The sequence below is a fragment of the Curtobacterium sp. ZW137 genome (assembly GCF_003762905.1).
GTDB lineage: Bacteria > Actinomycetota > Actinomycetes > Actinomycetales > Microbacteriaceae > Curtobacterium.
Genome location: NZ_RJKS01000001.1, coordinates 860,195 through 879,988, shown reverse-complemented (window position 1 = coordinate 879,988; position 19,794 = coordinate 860,195). Strand labels below are relative to the sequence as shown.

At 69.8% G+C, this 19,794-nt stretch carries 20 protein-coding genes; 19 read left to right on the top strand and 1 reads right to left on the bottom strand.

What is annotated here, in order from left to right:
* Positions 1-6 precede the first annotated feature (6 nt).
* The 6 genes from EDF55_RS04125 to prmC all read left to right on the top strand — a co-directional run bounded on the left by EDF55_RS04125 (position 7) and on the right by prmC (position 7,913).
* The gene (locus EDF55_RS04125) at positions 7-1,314 is read left to right on the top strand and encodes a homoserine dehydrogenase (protein WP_123653615.1); all 1,308 of its coding nucleotides are present in this window, start codon (positions 7-9) and stop codon (positions 1,312-1,314) included.
* Positions 1,315-1,373: 59 nt separating this feature from the next.
* Positions 1,374-2,453, top strand: a complete 1,080-nt coding sequence (thrC, locus tag EDF55_RS04120) for a threonine synthase (RefSeq protein WP_123653614.1) — start codon at positions 1,374-1,376, stop codon at positions 2,451-2,453.
* 44 nt (positions 2,454-2,497) lie between these two features.
* Positions 2,498-3,442 carry a homoserine kinase gene (thrB, locus tag EDF55_RS04115; protein WP_123653876.1) on the top strand — a complete coding sequence of 315 codons (945 nt, stop codon included), beginning with the start codon at positions 2,498-2,500 and terminating at the stop codon, positions 3,440-3,442.
* A 210-nt stretch (positions 3,443-3,652) separates the two neighbouring features.
* Positions 3,653-5,929, top strand: a complete 2,277-nt coding sequence (gene rho / locus EDF55_RS04110) for a transcription termination factor Rho (protein WP_395869888.1) — start codon at positions 3,653-3,655, stop codon at positions 5,927-5,929.
* A 3-nt stretch (positions 5,930-5,932) separates the two neighbouring features.
* Positions 5,933-7,015, top strand: a complete 1,083-nt coding sequence (gene prfA / locus EDF55_RS04105; RefSeq protein WP_123653612.1) for a peptide chain release factor 1 — start codon at positions 5,933-5,935, stop codon at positions 7,013-7,015.
* Positions 7,016-7,037: 22 nt separating this feature from the next.
* The gene (prmC, locus tag EDF55_RS04100; RefSeq protein WP_165931530.1) at positions 7,038-7,913 is read left to right on the top strand and encodes a peptide chain release factor N(5)-glutamine methyltransferase; all 876 of its coding nucleotides are present in this window, start codon (positions 7,038-7,040) and stop codon (positions 7,911-7,913) included.
* A gap of 201 nt (positions 7,914-8,114) precedes the next feature.
* Here prmC and EDF55_RS04095 read toward each other — a convergent pair whose 3' ends face one another.
* Positions 8,115-8,762, bottom strand: coding sequence for an HAD family phosphatase (locus tag EDF55_RS04095; protein ID WP_260235795.1), 648 nt, complete (start codon positions 8,760-8,762; stop codon positions 8,115-8,117).
* A gap of 37 nt (positions 8,763-8,799) precedes the next feature.
* Here EDF55_RS04095 and EDF55_RS04090 point away from each other — a divergent pair, with 37 nt between their 5' ends.
* The 13 genes from EDF55_RS04090 to EDF55_RS04030 all read left to right on the top strand — a co-directional run bounded on the left by EDF55_RS04090 (position 8,800) and on the right by EDF55_RS04030 (position 19,793).
* A complete protein-coding gene (locus EDF55_RS04090) occupies positions 8,800-9,474 on the top strand; it encodes an L-threonylcarbamoyladenylate synthase (RefSeq protein ID WP_123653609.1) in 675 nt (224 codons plus the stop codon).
* A complete protein-coding gene (locus EDF55_RS04085) occupies positions 9,471-10,826 on the top strand; it encodes an MraY family glycosyltransferase (RefSeq protein ID WP_123653608.1) in 1,356 nt (451 codons plus the stop codon). The genes EDF55_RS04090 and EDF55_RS04085 overlap by 4 nt, the downstream gene beginning before the upstream one ends.
* The gene (locus EDF55_RS04080; protein WP_123653607.1) at positions 10,823-11,320 is read left to right on the top strand and encodes a hypothetical protein; all 498 of its coding nucleotides are present in this window, start codon (positions 10,823-10,825) and stop codon (positions 11,318-11,320) included. The genes EDF55_RS04085 and EDF55_RS04080 overlap by 4 nt, the downstream gene beginning before the upstream one ends.
* A 104-nt stretch (positions 11,321-11,424) precedes the next feature.
* Positions 11,425-12,285: a F0F1 ATP synthase subunit A gene (atpB, locus tag EDF55_RS04075; RefSeq protein WP_260235793.1), complete on the top strand. Its 861-nt coding sequence runs from the start codon at positions 11,425-11,427 to the stop codon at positions 12,283-12,285.
* A gap of 61 nt (positions 12,286-12,346) precedes the next feature.
* Positions 12,347-12,589 carry an ATP synthase F0 subunit C gene (atpE, locus tag EDF55_RS04070; RefSeq protein WP_017885749.1) on the top strand — a complete coding sequence of 81 codons (243 nt, stop codon included), beginning with the start codon at positions 12,347-12,349 and terminating at the stop codon, positions 12,587-12,589.
* A gap of 9 nt (positions 12,590-12,598) precedes the next feature.
* On the top strand, positions 12,599-13,165 hold the full coding sequence (locus tag EDF55_RS04065) for a F0F1 ATP synthase subunit B (protein WP_123653606.1): 567 nt from the start codon (positions 12,599-12,601) through the stop codon (positions 13,163-13,165).
* A 2-nt stretch (positions 13,166-13,167) separates the two neighbouring features.
* Positions 13,168-13,962 (top strand): F0F1 ATP synthase subunit delta, encoded by a 795-nt coding sequence (locus EDF55_RS04060; RefSeq protein WP_123653605.1) that lies wholly within the window; start codon positions 13,168-13,170, stop codon positions 13,960-13,962.
* A 106-nt stretch (positions 13,963-14,068) separates the two neighbouring features.
* Positions 14,069-15,697 carry a F0F1 ATP synthase subunit alpha gene (gene atpA, locus EDF55_RS04055; RefSeq protein WP_123653604.1) on the top strand — a complete coding sequence of 543 codons (1,629 nt, stop codon included), beginning with the start codon at positions 14,069-14,071 and terminating at the stop codon, positions 15,695-15,697.
* A complete protein-coding gene (locus EDF55_RS04050) occupies positions 15,698-16,600 on the top strand; it encodes a F0F1 ATP synthase subunit gamma (protein ID WP_123653603.1) in 903 nt (300 codons plus the stop codon).
* 47 nt (positions 16,601-16,647) lie between these two features.
* Positions 16,648-18,102: a F0F1 ATP synthase subunit beta gene (gene atpD, locus EDF55_RS04045; RefSeq protein ID WP_123653602.1), complete on the top strand. Its 1,455-nt coding sequence runs from the start codon at positions 16,648-16,650 to the stop codon at positions 18,100-18,102.
* Between the two features lies 1 nt (position 18,103).
* On the top strand, positions 18,104-18,367 hold the full coding sequence (locus EDF55_RS04040; protein ID WP_056124084.1) for a F0F1 ATP synthase subunit epsilon: 264 nt from the start codon (positions 18,104-18,106) through the stop codon (positions 18,365-18,367).
* Positions 18,364-19,134: a peroxide stress protein YaaA gene (locus EDF55_RS04035; protein ID WP_311317144.1), complete on the top strand. Its 771-nt coding sequence runs from the start codon at positions 18,364-18,366 to the stop codon at positions 19,132-19,134. The genes EDF55_RS04040 and EDF55_RS04035 overlap by 4 nt, the downstream gene beginning before the upstream one ends.
* 116 nt (positions 19,135-19,250) lie before the next feature.
* Positions 19,251-19,793, top strand: a complete 543-nt coding sequence (locus tag EDF55_RS04030) for a hypothetical protein (protein ID WP_123653600.1) — start codon at positions 19,251-19,253, stop codon at positions 19,791-19,793.
* Position 19,794: the final 1 nt, after the last annotated feature.

The following is a 19,794-nucleotide window of genomic DNA, read 5'->3' as shown; positions in this document are numbered from 1 at the left end:
CACCACATGATCGAATACCGCAACGTCCGCGTCGCGCTGCTCGGAGCCGGCTCGGTCGGCTCGCAGGTCGCGCGACTCCTGCTCGAACACGGTGACGAGCTGGCCTCGCGTGCCGGCGCCGGCCTCGAACTCGTGGGGATCGCCGTCCGTGACGTCGACGCCGAGCGGGACGTCGACCTGCCGCGCGAGCTGTTCACGACGGACGCTGCGTCGCTGATCCTCGGCGCGGACATCGTCGTCGAGCTCATCGGCGGCATCGAGCCGGCGCGCACCCTCGTGCTCCAGGCCCTGCAGTCCGGCGCCGACGTCGTCACCGGCAACAAGGCACTCCTCGCCACGCACGGCCCCGAGCTCTTCGCCGCGGCGGAGCAGGTCGGCGCGCAGCTCTACTACGAGGCAGCCGTCGCCGGGGCGATCCCGATCATCCGGCCGCTGCACGACTCCCTCGCCGGTGACCGCATCGTGCGGATCATGGGCATCGTCAACGGCACCACGAACTTCATCCTCGACCTGATGGACCGCGAAGGCGCCACGTTCGACGACGCCCTCGCCACCGCGACGGAGCTCGGGTACGCCGAGGCCGACCCGACCGCCGACATCGAGGGCTACGACGCCGCGCAGAAGGCGGCGATCCTGGCCTCGATCGCGTTCCACACCTCGGTGCCGCTCGCCGCCGTGCACCGTGAGGGCATCACCTCGGTCACCATCGAGCAGGTCCGCGCGGCGCGGAAGGCCGGCTACGTCGTGAAGATCCTCGCGACGTGCGAGCGCCTCACCGACGAGAACGGGCGCGAAGGCGTGAGCGCCCGCGTCTACCCGGCCCTCGTCCCGGAGTCGCACCCGCTCGCCAGCGTCCACGGCGCCAAGAACGCCGTCTTCGTCGAAGCCGAAGCGGCCGGCGACCTGATGTTCTACGGCGCCGGAGCCGGCGGGGTCGAGACGGCCTCCGCGGTCCTCGGCGACCTGGTCTCGGCCGCCCGCCGGCACGTGATCGGCGGCCCCGGCATCGCCGAGTCGACCCGGTCCGACCTGCCCGTCTTCCCGATCGGCACGGTCCGGACCAGCTACCAGATCACCCTGCACGTGACGGACGCCCCCGGCGTGCTGTCCACCGTCGCGGGCATCCTGGCGAAGCACGGCGTCAGCGTCGAGACCGTCGAGCAGTCGAGCGCACACGGGGTCGGCGGCACCGCCACCCTGGTGATCGGCACGCACGAAGCCCGCGAATCGGACCTCGCCGACACCGTGGTGTCCCTCCGCGGAGAGGACGTCGTCACCGACGTCGCCAGCGTGCTCCGCGTCGTCGGCGCCTGAGCCGCTCCCGATCCACCAGTCCCCACCAGCACTGCAGCACCGACAGAGAGAGAACCCCGATGGCCCACCAGTGGCAGGGCGTCCTGCGCGAGTACGCCGACCGACTCGACGTGACCGAGGCGACACCCGTCATCACGCTGGGGGAGGGCGGCACGCCGCTCATCCCGGCGCGGCGTCTCTCCGAGCGCACCGGCGCCGAGGTCTGGGTGAAGTTCGAGGGCATGAACCCGACGGGCTCCTTCAAGGACCGCGGCATGACGATGGCGATCTCGAAGGCGGTCGAGCACGGCGCGAAGGCCGTGATCTGCGCCTCGACCGGCAACACCAGCGCCTCGGCGGCCGCGTACGCCACGCACGCCGGCATCACCGCCGCCGTCCTGGTGCCGGAGGGCAAGATCGCGATGGGCAAGCTCAGCCAGGCCGTCGCCCACGACGCCCAGCTGCTGCAGGTCCAGGGCAACTTCGACGACTGCCTGGACATCGCGCGCGACCTCGCCGCGAACTACCCGGTGCACCTGGTCAACTCGGTCAACAACGACCGCATCGAGGGCCAGAAGACCGCCGCGTTCGAGGTCGTCGACGTCCTCGGTGACGCCCCGGACTTCCACTTCCTGCCCGTCGGCAACGCCGGCAACTACACGGCGTACTCCCGCGGCTACCGCGAGGACGTCGCCGCCGGTCGCTCGTCGAAGCTGCCGCGCATGTTCGGCTTCCAGGCCGCAGGCTCCGCCCCGATCGTGAACGGCGCCGTGGTCCAGCACCCGGAGACCGTCGCCTCGGCGATCCGCATCGGCAACCCGGCCTCGTGGAAGTTCGCCCTCGAAGCGCGTGAGGAGACGGACGGCTACTTCGGTGCGATCACCGACGCCGGCATCCTCGCCGCGCACCGCATCCTCTCGGCCGAGGTCGGCGTGTTCGTCGAACCGGCTTCCGCGATCGGTGTCGCCGGGCTCCTCGAGCGTGCGGACGCCGGCGAGATCCCGAAGGGCGCGAAGGTCGTCATCACGGTGACCGGCCACGGCCTCAAGGACCCGCAGTGGGCGCTCCGCACCGAGGACGGCTCCGACGTCACGCCGACCAGCGTGCCGGTGGACACCGCCGCGGTCGCCGACGTGCTCGGACTGGCCGGCGCGCGGTGAGCCCCGACCGCTCGTCCGGACCGGAAGCGGGCACGACCGCCCGCATCGCTGTACCGGCCGGACGGGCGGTCCGTGTGCGCGTCCCGGCGACCTCCGCGAACCTCGGCCCGGGGTTCGACTCGCTGGGGCTCGCGCTCTCCCTCTACGACGAGGTCGACGTCCGCGTGCGCCTCGAGCCGGGCGCGACCGTCACGGTGCAGGGCGTCGGTGCCGGTGAGGTCGCGACGGACGACACGAACCTCGTCGTCCGTGCCGTCCGCCGTGGGCTGGAGCACGCCGGAGTCGAGCAGCCCGGCCTCGAGCTGACGGCGGTGAACGCCATCCCGCACGGTCGCGGGATGGGCTCCTCCGCCGCGGCGATCGTCGCCGGGCTGATGGCAGCGCGTGGGCTGCTCGAGGGGATCGTCGACCTCGACGCCTCGACGCTCCTCACCCTGGCCACCGAGATGGAGGGGCACCCGGACAACGTCGCGCCGGCGCTCTTCGGCGGGCTCACCATCGCCTGGATGACGGCGGAGGGGCCCGCGTACAAGCGGCTCCTGGTGCACCGCGGTGTCGCGCCGGTGGTCTTCGTGCCGACCTCGACCCTGTCCACGAAGCTCGCGCGCTCCCTGCAGCCCGAGAGCGTCCCGCACGCCGATGCCGCGTTCAACGTGTCCCGGTCGGCGCTCCTCGTCGCCGCGCTCATCCAGAGCCCGGAACTCCTGCTCGCTGCGACCGAGGACCGGCTGCACCAGACCTACCGGGCGAGCGCGATGCCGGAGACGGACGCGCTGATCCGCCTGCTCCGGCAGCACGGGCTCGCCGCGGTCGTGTCCGGCGCCGGACCGAGCCTGCTCGTGCTCGGGTCCGACCCGGCGCAGCGCCTGACCGCAGCCGATCTCGTCGAACGACACGCCGAATCCACCTGGCGGCCGCTCATGCTGGCCGTCGATCTCGGTGGTGCTACAGTGAACCCGCACCCGGTGAACCACGGAGGAAACCCGTAGCGCGGCTTCGTGCCCAGCACGAACGACAGCCAGCACGTGTTCCACGGTTCGCAGGTGTGATCTCCCTCAGATCACCGCTTCCCGGTCCGTCGTCTGAACGGCGGCCGTCGCAACAGTGTCGGCACATCCCGAGTGCCACGCACCGCGCCGGAAGTCGGTGGAAACTCTCCGCGCTCTGCGGTTCGGAAGGAACACAGCAACTTGACCAACGTGAACAACTCTGCTGCCACGGCAGAGATCCCCAGCGACCTGCGCGCGCTCCGTCTGCCCGAACTGCAGCGGATCGCCTCCTCCCTCGGCATCACGGGGCTCTCGAAGCTCCGCAAGGGCGACCTCATCGCCGCGATCGAGGACAAGCGCCCCGAGACGACCGAAACCACGGCCACGGCCCCGGCCGTGACGCCGGAGCCCGAGTCCGCGACCGGCGCCGAAGCCGCCGCCGTCTCCGAGGAGCTCGCCCCGGCCGCCCTGACCCACCACGAAGCCGGCGCCGAGGCGACCGACGTCGTGGACGCCCCGACGACCGAGGCCGCGCCGTCGCGTGCCCGTCGTTCGCGCCGCGCCAGCTCCGGCGGCACCGTGACCACGGCGCCGACCACGGCCGCTGAGCACACCAACCACGGCCAGACCGGCACCGAGGACCTCCTCGCCGGCCTCGACCAGGTCCGCGCCGAGAAGGACGCCCAGGAAGCCCAGTCGGGCAGCCAGCGTCGTCGTCGCGGCCAGCAGCCGAAGGCCGACCAGGCCGCCGCTGCCGTCGCCGAGGAGGCCCCGGCCACCGAGCAGGACGCCGACGCGACGAGCGTGCAGGACGACCAGCAGGACACGGACCAGAACGACCAGGGCCAGGGTCAGAACGACCAGGACCAGAACGGCGAGAACGAGGGCGGCTCGCGCCGTGGTCGTCGCAGCCGTGGACGCGGTCGTGGCCGCGGCCAGAACGCCGAGTCCGGCGACCAGCAGCAGGGGCAGCAGTCCCAGGACGCCGAGCCGGCCGCGCAGCAGAACGGCCGCCAGCAGAACAACCGCCAGGCCGACAAGCAGGACCAGGGCGACCAGGCCGAGCAGGGCGAGCAGAAGCAGGGCCGGCAGAAGCAGGGCCAGCAGAAGCAGAACCAGAACCAGAACCAGGGCCAGCAGAACCAGGCCCAGCAGAACCAGCACCAGAACCAGGCGCAGAACCAGCAGAACCACGCCCAGCAGCAGCGCGACGACCAGCAGCGTCGCGACCAGGAAGAGGCCGAGAGCGGCCGCAGCCGTCGCCAGCGCGACCGCAAGCGCGGCCGTGGCGGGCAGAACGACGACTTCGAGCCGGAGATCACCGAGGACGACGTCCTGATCCCGGTCGCGGGCATCCTCGACGTGCTCGACAACTACGCCTTCGTGCGGACCACCGGGTACCTCCCGGGCCCGAGCGACGTCTACGTCTCCCTCGGCCAGGTGAAGAAGTACCACCTGCGCAAGGGCGACGCCGTCGTCGGTGCGATCAAGCAGCCGCGCGACAACGAGCAGCAGAGCCGCCAGAAGTACAACGCGCTGGTCAAGATCGACACGATCAACGGCCAGTCCGCGGACGAGGCGGCGAGCCGCGTCGACTTCCAGGACCTCACCCCGCTGTACCCGAACGAGCGCCTGCGCCTCGAGACCGAGCCGGCGAAGCTGTCGACCCGGATCATCGACCTGGTGTCGCCGATCGGCAAGGGTCAGCGCGGCCTGATCGTCTCGCCGCCCAAGGCCGGCAAGACCGTCGTGCTGCAGGCCATCGCGAACGCGATCTCGAAGAACAACCCCGAGGCGCACCTCATGGTCGTCCTCGTGGACGAGCGGCCCGAAGAGGTCACCGACATGCAGCGCACGGTGAAGGGCGAGGTCATCGCCTCGACCTTCGACCGTCCCGCCGAGGACCACACCACGGTCGCCGAGCTCGCCATCGAGCGTGCGAAGCGCCTGGTGGAGCTCGGCCACGACGTCGTCGTGCTGCTCGACTCGATCACCCGCCTGGGTCGCGCCTACAACCTGGCGACCCCGCCGTCGGGCCGCGTGCTCTCCGGTGGCGTCGACTCCGCAGCGCTGTACCCGGCGAAGCGCTTCTTCGGCGCCGCCCGGAACATCGAGAACGGTGGCTCGCTGACCATCCTCGCCACGGCGCTCGTCGAGACCGGGTCGAAGATGGACGAGGTGATCTTCGAGGAGTTCAAGGGCACCGGCAACATGGAGCTCCGCCTGAACCGCCACCTGGCGGACAAGCGGATCTTCCCGGCCGTCGACGTCAACGCCTCCGGCACCCGTCGCGAGGAGCAGCTGCTCTCCGCCGACGAGGTCAAGATCACGTGGCGTCTGCGCCGGGCCCTCGCCGGGCTCGACCCGCAGCAGGCCCTCGAGATCGTGCTGCGGAACCTCAAGGAGACGCAGTCGAACGTCGAGTTCCTGGTGCAGGTGCAGAAGTCGGTCCCCGCGACCGGTCACCACAACGGCCACCAGGAGTAACCGGTGTTCGAGTCGGTGGCAGGGCTGCTGGCGGAACACGAGGACCTGACGCAGCAGCTGTCGGACCCCGCGCTCCACGCCGATGCGGCCCGGGCGAAGAAGGTCAACCGGCGGTTCGCCGAACTGAACCAGATCAAGTCCGCGTACGAGGCCTGGACGGCGGCGGGGGAGGACCTCGCCGCCGCCCGGGAGCTCGCGCGTGAGGACTCGGCGTTCGCGGACGAGGTCCCCGAACTCGAGGAGCAGCTCGCGGAGCGCCAGGAGCGGCTCCGCCGTCTGCTGATCCCTCGGGACCCGGACGACGGCCGTGACGTCATCATGGAGATCAAGGGCGGCGAGGGCGGCGAGGAATCGGCGCTGTTCGCGGCCGACCTGCTGCGCATGTACTCGCACTACGCCGAGTCCAAGGGCTGGAAGGTCGAACTCCTCGAGCGCACCGAGAGCGACCTCGGCGGCTACAAGGACGTCCAGGTCGCGATCAAGTCGAACTCCTCCGACCCCGCGCAGGGCGTCTGGGCGCACCTGAAGTACGAGGGCGGCGTGCACCGCGTGCAGCGGGTCCCGCAGACCGAGTCGCAGGGGCGCATCCACACCTCGACGACCGGCGTGCTGGTCTTCCCCGAGGTGGACGAGCCCGAAGAGGTCGAGATCAACCAGAACGACCTCAAGATCGACGTGTACCGGTCCTCCGGTCCCGGCGGTCAGTCGGTGAACACGACGGACTCCGCGGTCCGCATCACGCACCTGCCCACTGGAATCACGGTCGCGATGCAGAACGAGAAGTCCCAGCTGCAGAACCGTGAGGCCGGCATGCGTGTCCTGCGTGCCCGCATCCTGGCCAAGCAGCAGGAGGAACTGGACGCCCTGGCGTCGGACGCCCGTCGTTCGCAGATCCGCGGGATGGACCGTTCGGAGCGCATCCGCACGTACAACTTCCCGGAGAACCGGATCGCGGACCACCGCACCGGGTACAAGGCGTACGACCTCGACCGCGTCATGAACGGTGCGCTCGAGCCTGTCATCGAGTCCGCCATCCGTGCGGACGAAGAGGCACGTCTGGCCGCCGTCGGCGACCAGAACGCCTAGGAACACCGCCCTGGAGGCCCGGATCACCCCCGACACGCCCCCCACGTTCGCAGCGGATCGCCTCCTCGACGAGGCGACCGCTGCGCTCGTCGCGCACGGGGTCCCGACCCCGCGCGTGGACGCGGAGCTCCTGCTCGCCTGGGCGACCGACACCTCGCGCGGCGCCGTGCAGGCCCGCGCGATGACCGGCGGCGCGATCGCGGGGGAGCACGTCGAGCGCTTCCGCCAGGCGGTCGCGCGGCGCGCCACACGCCTGCCGCTGCAGCACATCACGGGCGAGGCGCACTTCCGGGCGCTGACCCTGGCGGTCGGCCCCGGGGTGTTCGTGCCCCGGCCGGAGACCGAGTCCGTCGTGCAGTTCGGCATCGACGCGCTCCGGGCGACCGCGGTGCCCGAGCCGATCGCCGTCGACCTCGGGTCGGGCAGCGGCGCCATCGCGATCGCCATGGACACCGAGGTGCCGAACGCCCTGGTGTACGCCGTCGAGCGATCGGCCGACGCGCTGCCCTGGACCCGGCGGAACGTCGAGACGTACGGCGGCACGGTCCGACTCGTCGAGGGCGACCTGGCCGACGCGTTCCCGGAGCTCGACGGCTCGGTCTCGGTCGTCGTGTCGAACCCGCCGTACGTGCCGGACGACGCGATCCCGATCGACCCCGAGGTCCGCGACCACGACCCGGCGCTCGCGCTCTACGGCGGCGCCGACGGGCTCGACGCGGTCCGCGCCCTCACCGAGACCGCGTGGCGACTCCTGGTGCCGGGTGGGCTGCTCGTCATCGAGCACGCGGAGCCGCAGGGCGCAGCCGTGCGCGAGGTGCTGGCGCGCCGGGGGTTCCGTTCCCCGGAGACGCACGTGGACCTGACGGGACGCGACCGCACGACCACCGCCACGCGCTGACCGGGGCCGAGCCGGGCCTCCTGGCTGCGCCGAGCCGCGCGTCTACGCGGCGCGCGTTCCGCGTGTGGGAGGTCGTTGCGCGCGTAGGGGGTCGTTTCGCGCGTGGGGAGTCGTTTCGCGCGTAGGGGGTCGTTCCTTCCGACTCCCCACGCGCGTTCTCACTTCCCAGCGCACGCGCGATGGGAAGGAAGCGCAGCGCGTCTACGCGACGGTGGCGTCCTCGTGGGCCGCGACGAAGGCGCGGACCGCGTCGCGGAGGTCCGTGTCGTGCTCGACGAGCACGGCGGTGATGCCGACGGACCGGGCGCCCTCGACGTTCTCCGGCATGTCGTCCGCGAAGAACGTGTCCTCGGGACGGGCGCCGTGGTGCTCGAGGGCCCGGAGGAACACCTCGGGCTCGGGCTTGCGCGCACCGAAGTTGCTCGACGTGTCCAGGTGCTCGCCGAACAGCGGCGGCAGGGACGGTGCCCAGCGGTGGATCCAGCGCCCCGCGAGCGGCCCGTTGTTCGTGAGCAGCGCGACACGGCCGTGCTCACTGGCGATGCGGACGGCCTCGATGCGTTCGGGCAGCTCGGTCATCGCGGCACCGCGGATGCGCGCCCATTCGGCCTCGGGCACCTCGCACTCCATCGCGGCCTCGAACGCGGCGAGGTAGGCGTCGCCGTCGGGGAAGTGGCCGGCCTCGGCGCGCATCTCACCGCCGGTGCGCCACCAGCGGCGTCGGAGCTCGTCGAGCTCGTGCCCGGTGAGCTCGGTGAGACCCGCCATCCGGGTCTTCCAGTCGTACCGGACGAGCACGTCGTCCATGTCGAAGAGGAACAGGAGTCGGGGCGCAGGCGTCTCGTTCACGATGTCCACCATTGTGTCGCACTATCATCGTCGAGTCATGGCATCCCGATACGACTGCAACGACCCCGACGGGCTCCTGACCGGGATGCGGCTCGCGCGCGCAGCACTCGGCCGGGGCGAACTCGTCGTGGTCCCCACCGACACCGTGTACGGCCTCGCTGCCGACGCCTTCAACCAGGCCGCCGTCCAGCGCCTCCTCGACGCGAAGGGACGCACCCGGCAGTCACCGCCGCCGGTGCTCATCCCCGGGCCGCCGACGCTCGACGCGCTCGCGAGCGAGGTCCCGCAGCAGGTCCGCGACCTCGTCGCCGAGTTCTGGCCCGGTGGACTCACCGTCATCCTGCGGTCGCAGCCGTCCCTCGACTGGGACCTCGGCGAGACGCGGGGGACCGTGGCGCTCCGGATGCCGGACTCGCGGATCGCGCTCGAGCTCCTGCAAGAGGTCGGGCCGCTCGCGGTGTCCTCCGCGAACTCCACGGGCGACCCCGCGGCCATGGACATCGACGCTGCCGAAGCGATGCTCGGCGACAGCGTCGCGGTCTACCTCGACGGTGGATCGCTCGCCCCCCACGCCGGGTTCGAGGCCTCGACCGGCTCGACCATCGTCGACGCCACGGGCCTGTCGACGGGGGACGGTCTGCGGATCGTGCGCCACGGCGTCATCCCGGACTCCGAGATCGAACGGGTCGTGGGGGCCGACCTCGTCACATGAAGTACTACCTGCTCGCGGGGCTGATCTCGGCGGTCGTGAGCTTCCTCGTGAGCTGGCTCGTCTGGAAGCTCGGGATCCGCTACAAGTGGTACCCCAAGGTCCGCGAGCGAGACGTGCACCGGACGCCGACCCCGCGGCTCGGCGGGATCGCGATGTTCATCGGGATCATCGTCTCGCTGCTCTGCGCGTGGTTCGTCTTCCCGGAGATCGCGGGCGTGGACTACTTCCGGCTCGTCTTCGCGGAACCGCAGCGCGTGCTCGCGGTGCTGGCGGGGGCGACGATCATCGTGGTGCTCGGTGTCGCCGACGACATCTGGGACCTCGACTGGATGACGAAGCTCGCGGGGCAGATCATCGCCGCCGGCATCCTCGCCTGGCAGGGCGTCGCGATCGTGTCGCTCCCGATCGGCAATTCCCTCGGCGTCGGATCGTCCTACATGAGCCTGATCTTCACCGTGCTGGCGGTCGTCCTGGTGATGAACGCCGTGAACTTCATCGACGGGCTCGACGGCCTCGTCGCCGGGGTCGCGATCATCGCCGGTGGGGTGTTCTTCCTCTACACGTTCTTCATCAACCGCGTGGTCGTGCAGACGGAGTTCTTCTTCAACCTGCCGTCACTGTTGACCGCGGTCCTCGTGGGGGCGTGCTTCGGCTTCCTGATCCTGAACTGGCACCCGGCGAAGCTCTTCATGGGCGACGCCGGCGCGCTGCTCGTCGGCTTCCTGATGGCCACGAGCGCCGTCTCGATCACGGGCAACATCGACCCGGCCGCGGTGCGCACCCGGACGGACCTGCTGCCGGCCTTCATCCCGATCCTGCTGCCGTTCGCGATCCTCATCGTGCCGATCCTCGACTTCGGCCTCGCGGTGTTCCGTCGCCTGAGCGCCGGGAAGTCCCCGTTCTCCGCAGACCGCAAGCACCTGCACCACCGGCTGCTCGACATGGGGCACTCGCACTTCCACGCGGTGCTGATCTTCTACGCGTGGACGGCGACCGTCGCGATCGGCTGTCTGCTCTTCCTGTTCGTCGAGTGGTGGTGGGTGGTCGCGTTCGTCGCGGTCGGCTTCACCATCTGCGCGATCGCCACGTTCGCGCCGCTCGGGCGGAAGCGCACCGAGATCCGCGTGCAGACCGCCGGTGCTGCCGCCGGGGTCGTCGACGCCAGCCTCGACCCGCTGGACCGTGCGGCGGCCGCCCGTGACGGGCGTCCCGTGACGGGGCCGTCGCGGACCGCTCGTGCAGGGCGCTCCGCGCCGTCCGGCCGTTCCACGTCGTCCGCCCCGTCCGCCCCTGCCGCACCGTCGGCCCCTTCCGCCTCGTCCGACAGCTCGACCTCTGGAGACCACTCGTGACCGCACCGAACGGACTCGACCACGTCCGTCCCGTCTTCCGCCGGATCCTCGTGCAGGGAGCCGTCCTGGCGGCCGCACTCGCGGTCGTGGGCGGTCTCGTCGGGTTCCTCGTCGCCGGGGGACCGGGACTCGCCGGCGGACTGATCGGCGCGGTGATGAGCGTGGTGTTCTGCGGGCTGACCGCGGTGAGCGTGCTGCTGGCGATCCGGTTCTCCGGCGGGCAGATGATCTCCGGCGCGTTCTTCGGCACGATCATGGGGATGTTCCTCGTGAAGTTCGTGCTCTTCATCGTGGTGCTCGTGCTGTTGAAGGACCGCGACTGGGTGAGCACGCCCGTCCTGGCGATCGCGATCATCGTCGGGGTCATCGGCTCGCTCGTCATCGACGTGACGGTGATCAGCAAGGCGCGCGTGCCGATCGACGTCCGGCTCCCCGGCGCAGCGTCCACTCCGGAAGGCTCCGCGGAGCCTGAGAAGGACGACCCGCGCGTCTGAGAGCCCGGGAAGGCTCTCACACCTGGTAGTGTTTGTTGCGTCCGCGTCCGGAGCCTCGCTCGGAGCGGACAGCCTCCACACAGTCCACCATCGCGTGCCATGATGTGCGCGCGCCGACACAGGAGACAGCGCTGCTATCCCACGCTCTTCCCCTGTCCCTCACCGCTGCGGCCAACACCGTTGCGGCGGGGAGCAGTAAGGCCGCCGAGTTCCATGGTCCGTCGATCAACGAGTTCTTCCCGGACGCGATCTTCTTCGCCGGGACGCCAATCGAGATCGATCGCGTCGTCATCATCCGCTTCATCGCGGTCGCAGTGCTCCTCGTCTTCGCGTTCGCGGGCACCCGCGCACTGAAGCTCGTCCCGAACCGCGGACAGGCGTTCATCGAGTACGGCTTCGACGTCGTGCGACGGAACACCTTCGACAACCTGGGCGAGAAGGACGGCAAGCGCTTCCTGCCGCTCCTCGCGTCGATCTTCTTCGGCGTGCTGTTCATGAACCTGACGGGTCTGATCCCGGGGCTGAACCTCGCCGGCACCAGCCGCATCGCGATGCCGATGATCCTCGCGCTCATCGCGTACGTCGCCTTCATCTACGCGGGTCTCCGCAAGCACCCGGGCACGTTCCTCCGGAACTCGCTCTTCCCGCCCGGGGTGCCGTGGTACCTGTACATCATCGTGACGCCGATCGAGCTCGTCTCGACCTTCGTCCTCCGCCCGGTCACGCTGACCCTGCGACTCCTGATGAACATGGTCGTCGGGCACCTGCTGCTCGTCCTGTTCTTCTCGGCCACGCAGTTCTTCTTCTTCGACGCCTCGCTCGGCTTCAAGGCCTTCGGCATCGGGACCATCGCCTTCGGCATCGCGTTCAGCTTCTTCGAGATCCTCGTCGCGCTGCTCCAGGCCTACGTCTTCATGCTCCTCACCGCCGTCTACATCCAGCTGGCGCTGGCCGACGAGCACTGATTCCTCACTGACCCCCTACGGGACCGGCATCCGTCGGACCCGCACCTCGAAAGGAAAACACGTGGACGCAACGACCGTTCTCGCGGAGATCAACGGCAACATCGCGACGGTTGGCTACGGCCTCGCAGCGATCGGCCCGGCCATCGGCGTCGGCATCGTCGTCGGCAAGACGATCGAGTCCGTCGCTCGCCAGCCCGAGCTCCAGGGCCGCCTGACGACCCTCATGTACATCGGTATCGCCTTCACCGAGGCCCTCGCCTTCATCGGCATCGCCACGTACTTCATCTTCACCGGCACCAACTAAGGTCCGTTGATGCAGCAGGCACTCATCATCGCGGCGGAGGAAACGCACAACCCGCTGATCCCGCCGGTGTACGACATCGTGTGGTCGCTGGTGGCCTTCGTCATCATCTTCCTGGTGTTCTGGCGTGTCGTCACGCCGCGCATCACGAAGATGCTCGATGAGCGCACCGAGGCCATCGAGGGTGGCATCAAGAAGGCGGAAGCCGCGCAGGAGCAGGCCGCAGCGGCGCTCGACGAGTACAACAAGCAGCTCGCCGACGCCCGTGCGGAAGCCTCCCGCATCCGCGAGCAGGCCCGTGCCGACGCCACGGCGATCGGCAACGAGGTCCGCGAGCAGGCATCCGCCGACGCAGCGCGCATCACGTCGAACGCCCAGGCGCAGATCGAGGCGGAGCGCCAGAGCGCGCTCCAGTCGCTCCGCTCCGAGGTCGGCTCGCTCGCACTCGACCTCGCGTCGGGTGTCATCGGCGAGTCCCTCAAGGACGACGCCAAGGCCACCGCGGTCGTCGACCGCTTCCTCGCCGACCTCGAGTCGACGAACAGCGCCGACGCGTCGCAGGCCGAGACGGAGCGCTGAGCATGCGGAGCGCCACCAGAGCAGCACTCTCGTCCACGCAGGCGGTGCTCGCCGACCTCGGCGGCAACGCCGACCTGGCGAGCGGTGCTGAGATCCTCGCCGCAGGGCGAGTGGTCGCCGGTGCGTCCCAGCTCCTCACGCTGCTGGCCGACCCGACCGCCGACATCGTCGGCAAGAAGGCCGTCGTCGACCGGGTCTTCGCCGGACAGTCCGACGCCACGCGCGCCGTGCTGACCGCCGTCGCCGGTTCCCGCTGGTCCTCCCAGCAGGACCTGCTCGCCGGCATCGAGGACGCGGGCATCCGTGCCGTCGCGGCCACGGCCGAGACGGGCACCCCGATCGAAGCGGAGCTGTTCGCCTTCGAGACCGCTGTTCGTTCGGACGCCGGCCTCGAGCTGGCGCTCGGCACGAAGCTCGGCAGCCCGGAGCAGAAGAGCGCGCTCGTCGAGCGCCTCATCGGCAGCAAGTCGTCGCCGCAGACCGTGACGATCCTGTCGGCACTGGTCCAGCAGCCGCGCGGCCGCCGGATCGGTGAACTGGTCCGGGATGCCTCGCGCATCGTCGCCGACCAGGCCGAGAAGGTCGTGGCGACGGTCATCACCGCCACGGCGCTGTCGGAAGCACAGGCGGCTCGCGTCGCCCGCGGGCTGTCGGCGCGCTACGGCAAGGACATCATCGTCAACCACGTCGTCGACCCCAGGGTCGTCGGCGGGGTCCGGGTGCAGGTCGGCGGCGACGTCATCGATGGCACCGTGTCCACGCGCCTCGCCGACCTCCGGCTCCAGCTCGCCGGCTGAGCGTACGGTCGAACCGACACCCCAAGTCCACAACGGGAACTGTCCCCACCGGGCAGCATCACCCTCTCGGAGCCGAAGGGCCCCGGAAACCAACAAGGAAAATCCCATGGCAGACATCACCATCAGCCCCGATGAGATCCGTGATGCCCTGAAGGACTTCGTCTCGAACTACGAGCCGACGAAGGCCTCCACGGCCGAGGTCGGGCACGTCACCGACGCCGGTGACGGCATCGCCCACGTCGAAGGCCTCCCCGGCGTCATGGCCAACGAGCTCATCCGCTTCGAGGACGGCACACTCGGCCTCGCGCAGAACCTCGACGAGGACTCCATCGGCGCCATCGTGCTCGGCGAGTTCGCGGGTGTAGAAGAGGGCCAGGAAGTCACCCGCACCGGCGAGGTCCTCTCGGCCCCGGTCGGCGACGGCTTCCTCGGTCGCGTCGTCGACCCGCTCGGCGCCCCGATCGACGGTCTCGGCGAGATCGCGGCCGAGGGTCGTCGTGCCCTCGAGCTCCAGGCCCCCGGCGTCATGTCCCGCAAGTCGGTGCACGAGCCGCTCCAGACCGGCATCAAGGCGATCGACGCCATGATCCCCGTCGGCCGTGGCCAGCGTCAGCTGATCATCGGCGACCGCCAGACCGGCAAGACGGCGATCGCGATCGACACGATCATCAACCAGAAGGCCAACTGGGAGTCGGGCGACGAGGACAAGCAGGTCCGCTGCATCTACGTCGCCATCGGCCAGAAGGGCTCCACGATCGCCTCCGTCAAGGGTGCGCTCGAGGACGCCGGTGCGATGGAGTACACCACCATCGTCGCCGCCCCGGCCTCCGACCCGGCCGGCTTCAAGTACCTCGCCCCGTACACCGGTTCGGCCATCGGCCAGCACTGGATGTACCAGGGCAAGCACGTCCTCATCATCTTCGATGACCTGTCGAAGCAGGCCGAGGCCTACCGTGCGGTGTCGCTCCTCCTGCGTCGTCCGCCGGGACGCGAGGCCTACCCGGGCGACGTCTTCTACCTGCACTCCCGTCTGCTGGAGCGTTGCGCGAAGCTGTCCGACGAGCTCGGCGCCGGTTCGATGACGGGTCTCCCGATCATCGAGACCAAGGCGAACGACGTCTCGGCGTACATCCCGACCAACGTCATCTCCATCACCGACGGCCAGATCTTCCTGCAGTCGGACCTCTTCAACGCGAACCAGCGTCCGGCCGTCGACGTGGGCATCTCGGTGTCCCGCGTCGGTGGTGACGCCCAGGTGAAGTCGATCAAGAAGGTCTCCGGCACGCTGAAGCTCGAGCTGGCGCAGTACCGCTCGCTCGAGGCCTTCGCGATGTTCGCGTCCGACCTCGACCAGGCGTCGCGTCGTCAGCTGGACCGTGGTGCTCGCCTCACCGAGCTCCTCAAGCAGCCGCAGTACTCGCCGTACCCGGTGGAGGAGCAGGTCGTCTCGATCTGGGCCGGCACCAACGGCAAGCTCGACACGGTCCCCGTCGCCGACGTGCTCCGCTTCGAGTCCGAGCTGCTCGACCACCTGCGTCGCAACTCCGACGTGCTCACGACCCTGCGCGAGACGAACCAGCTCAGCGACGACACCGTCGCCGAGATGGGCAAGCAGATCGACGAGTTCACGAAGAGCTTCCAGACGAGCGACGGCAAGACGCTCGGGTCGGAGCAGGTCCAGGCGGCTGACGCCGAGGACGTCGACCAGGAGCAGATCGTCAAGGGTCGTCGCTAGATGGCAGCCCAGGTCCGGGTCTACCGACAGCGAATCAAGTCCGCGAAGACCACGAAGAAGGTCACGCGCGCCATGGAGTTGATCTCGGCGTCGCGGATCCAGAAGGCCCAGGCCCGCATGGCCGCGTCCGGTCCGTACTCGCGTGCGGTGACCCGGGCCGTGTCGGCCGTGGCGACGTTCTCGAACGTCGACCACGTGCTGACCACCGAACCCGAGTCGTCGACCCGCGCCGCCGTGGTGCTGTTCACCTCGGACCGCGGCCTGAACGGCGCGTTCAGCACGAACGTCCTCAAGCAGGGCGAGGAGCTCGCCTCCCTGCTCCGCAGCGAGGGCAAGGACGTCGTCTACTACCTCGTCGGCCGCAAGTCCGTCGGGTACTTCGCGTTCCGTGAGCGTTCGTCCGAGCAGCAGTGGGTCGGCAACACCGACCAGCCCGAGTTCTCGACGGCCAAGGAGATCGGCGACGCGGTCGTGTCGAAGTTCCTCCAGGACACGGCAGAGGGCGGCGTGGACGAGATCCACATCGTGTTCAACCGCTTCCTGAGCCTCGCGACCCAGGAGCCGCAGGTCGTCCGCCTGCTCCCGCTCGAGGTCGTCGACGGCGTCGACGAGCCGACGGACAACGAGCCGCTCCCGCTCTACGAGTTCGAGCCGGACGCCGACGCGGTGCTCGACTCGCTGCTCCCGGTCTACATCGAGAGCCGCATCTTCAACGCCATGCTGCAGTCGGCTGCTTCCGAGCACGCTGCACGGCAGAAGGCGATGAAGGCGGCCAGCGACAACGCCGACTCGCTGATCCGTGACTTCACCCGACTCGCGAACAACGCGCGTCAGGCCGAGATCACGCAGCAGATCTCCGAGATCGTCGGCGGCGCCGACGCCCTCTCGTCGAAGAAGAAGTAGTCCGCGTCGTTCGCGGACAGCAACCCACCCTCAGGAAGGCACCAGCCATGACCGACACCGCTACCACCGCGGTCGAGACGTCGTCGGCGCCCGGTGTCGGCCGGATCGCCCGTGTCACGGGCCCCGTCGTCGACATCGAGTTCCCGCACGACGCAATCCCGGAGATGTACAACCTCCTCTTCACGACGATCACCATCGGTGACTCGTCGCAGGAGATCGGCCTCGAGGTCGCGCAGCACCTCGGCGACGACCTGGTCCGTGCCATCTCCCTGAAGCCGACCGACGGCCTCGTCCGTGGTCAGGAAGTCCGTGACTCGGGCGCCCCGATCTCGGTCCCCGTCGGCGACGTCACCAAGGGCAAGGTCTTCGACGTGCTGGGCAACGTGCTCAACAGCGACGAGAAGCTCGAGATCACCGAGCGCTGGCCGATCCACCGCAAGGCCCCGGCATTCGACCAGCTCGAGTCCAAGACCTCGATGTTCGAGACCGGCATCAAGTCGATCGACCTCCTCACCCCGTACGTGCAGGGTGGCAAGATCGGTCTCTTCGGTGGTGCGGGCGTCGGCAAGACCGTCCTCATCCAGGAGATGATCCAGCGCGTCGCGCAGGACCACGGCGGTGTGTCGGTGTTCGCCGGTGTCGGCGAGCGCACCCGTGAGGGCAACGACCTCATCGGTGAGATGGAAGAGGCGGGGGTCTTCGACAAGACCGCCCTCGTGTTCGGCCAGATGGACGAGCCGCCGGGAACGCGTCTCCGTGTCGCCCTGTCGGCGCTGACGATGGCGGAGTACTTCCGCGATGTCCAGAAGCAGGACGTGCTCCTCTTCATCGACAACATCTTCCGCTTCACGCAGGCCGGCTCCGAGGTCTCGACGCTGCTCGGCCGCATGCCGTCCGCGGTGGGCTACCAGCCGAACCTCGCCGACGAGATGGGTGTGCTCCAGGAGCGCATCACCTCGACGCGTGGTCACTCGATCACCTCGCTGCAGGCGATCTACGTCCCGGCTGACGACTACACCGACCCGGCGCCGGCGACCACGTTCGCGCACCTCGACGCCACCACGGAGCTCTCCCGCGAGATCGCGTCGCAGGGTCTCTACCCGGCGATCGACCCGCTGACCTCGACGTCGCGCATCATGGACCCCCGGTACCTGGGCGCTGACCACTACGAGACGGCGACGCGCGTCAAGCAGATCCTCCAGAAGAACAAGGAACTGCAGGAGATCATCGCCATCCTCGGTGTCGACGAGCTCTCCGAAGAGGACAAGATCACGGTCGAGCGCGCTCGTCGTATCCAGCAGTTCCTCTCGCAGAACACGTACATGGCCAAGAAGTTCACGGGCGTCGAGGGCTCCACGGTGCCGCTGAAGGACACGATCGAGTCCTTCCGCGCGATCGCCGACGGTGAGTTCGACCACGTGGCCACGCAGGCCTTCTTCAACGTCGGTGGCATCAACGACGTCGAAGAGAAGTGGGCGCAGATCCAGAAGGAGAACCGCTGAGATGGCGGGTCTCACCGTGAGTGTCGTCTCGGCAGACCGCGAGGTCTGGACGGGCGACACCACCATGGTCGTCGCACGCACGACGGAAGGCCAGATCGGCATCCTGGCGGGTCACGAGCCGATGCTCGCGATCCTCGCCCAGGGCCAGGTCCGCATCACGCGGGCCGACGGCTCGACCGTCGCGGTCGACGCTGAGGACGGCTTCCTCTCCGTCGAGCACGACACGGTCACGATCGTGGCGCGGCAGGCCGCGCTGGCGTCCTGACCGGACTGACCGTCCTCCTCCCGCCTTCGGAGACGAAGCGGGAGGGCGGGGAACCGGGCAGCACACTCGATCTGGGTGTGCTCTCGTTCCCGGAACTGACCCGAGAGCGGGCCGCGGTGATCACCGCGGCCCGCTCCGTCAGTTCCGAGGAGTCCTCGGCGCGGACGGCGTTGAAGCTCGGTCCGAAGTCGATCAGCGAGCGGTTCCGGAACCTCGCGCTCGAGACCTCGCCGACGCTGCCGGCGATCGAGCGGTACACCGGTGTGCTCTACGACCCGCTCGACGTCCCGGCGGCGTCCGACGAGGCCCGCGCCTGGTGGTCCCGGCACGTGGTCGTGCAGTCCGCGATGTTCGGACCGATCGGTGCGGGGGACCCGATCCCTGCGTACCGCCTGTCGCACGACTCGCGGCTCGCGCCGCTGCGGCTCGCCGCGCACTGGCCCGCCGTCTCCTCGCGTGTGCTCGCGTCGCGTGCTGACGGGTTGGTGCTCGACCTCCGTTCCGAGGGGTACCGAGCGCTCGGCCCCGTCGGGGGTGCCGTGGCACTGCGCGTGGTGAGCGTCGACGGTTCTGGCCGTCGCAAGGCACTGAACCACTGGAACAAGACGGCGAAGGGGCGCCTGGTGTCGCTGCTCGGGCGGACCGGTGCCGAGGTCGGGTCGATGGACGAGCTCGTCGGCTGGGCGCGTGGAGCCGGCGTGGTGCTCGAACAGGTCGACGGTGGGTGGGACCTCGTGGCGGAGAGCCTGGAGCCCGTCCGGATCTGACCGGTGCGGTCGTTCCTGCACAGGGAGGGTGATCGGTCGCGTTCTCCACGGGGTCCGGTCCGGCACCGGCCTGGAGGCTCGGATCACGCTTCGATGGCGACATGAACCCAGACGCCATGACCTCCACCGCTGACCCGTACGTCCGCTACCCGCGTGAGATCGCTGCCGCGGTCACACTGCCGGTGGCCGCCACGGCGCTCGTCGCGCCGGGCACCGATCCGCCGTCGCCCGGTGCCAGGTCCGCGATCGGCACCGCGTGCGGAGCGCTGGCCACCCGGATGGCGCTGATCCGCTTCCTGGCGGCGCCGACCGCCGGGGAGCGCGCTGCCGGGGTTCGCCCCTTCGATCCCTTCCGTGATCCCACGCCGCTCGCGCTGCACGGGCAGGGGCCGTCCCCGGACCGTGACCGCATCCGCATCGCGGGGGACCGCGCTGTCGCCGTGTGGCACGGGTGGAAGGCACAGGGATCACCGCGCGACGACCGGCGGGGTGTCGCCGGGGCACTGGCCCTCGGCGCCTGGTGCTCCTGGGCGCTCGGGTCGTCGGCGCGGGCCGCGGTCCGGGCGCAGTACGCGCTCGACACCGTGCCGGACGACGCCCTCGCCGGGCTGGTGCAGCGCTCGTGCGCCGCCGGTTCCGCTCCGTCGTGGCAAGGGTGAT